This is a genomic window from Pseudomonas sp. EL_65y_Pfl1_R83 (genome assembly GCF_963970695.1).
GTDB classification, from domain to species: domain Bacteria; phylum Pseudomonadota; class Gammaproteobacteria; order Pseudomonadales; family Pseudomonadaceae; genus Aquipseudomonas; species Aquipseudomonas tritici.
Genome location: NZ_CAXAQI010000475.1, coordinates 1 through 438, shown reverse-complemented (window position 1 = coordinate 438; position 438 = coordinate 1). Strand labels below are relative to the sequence as shown.

The following is a 438-nucleotide window of genomic DNA, read 5'->3' as shown; positions in this document are numbered from 1 at the left end:
TGTCGCTCATCCGCACCATTTCGGAAGGCGTGAAGGCAGGGGCGACGGTGCGGCGCTGCCCGGTATGTTTCGGACGGTCCATCGCAATGAACATCGGCATCCGCACGTCGGTCGGGTTATTTTCGATGAAGTCGGCGAGCGTAATGCCGCCGGCCTGCGACGAATACAGATCGGGCAGCGATTCGACCGTGATGATCGGCTTGTAGATGGAAACCGACCAATAGGGGCCGAAGTCCGAATGCTCGACGCGGTGGACCGGCGATGTCGCGCGCAACTCGCGGAACGGTGCTTGCCAAACGTCGTCGCGATAGAGTTCGGGACGGCTGACATCGAGCGGATCGACCGCGCGCACGGGTGCTTCGGGTGCCAGAGTCGCCATCATCACTCTCCTGTCTTTTTATGGAGAGAGAAAAGCCCTAACTGACACTCATGTCAACA

General features: G+C 59.8%; 1 pseudogene. It reads right to left on the bottom strand.

The features are described 5' to 3' along the window. Positions 1-379, bottom strand: a pseudogene (locus tag AACY08_RS29905) (hypothetical protein); the annotation flags it as partial. Between the last annotated feature and the right edge of the window lie 59 nt (positions 380-438).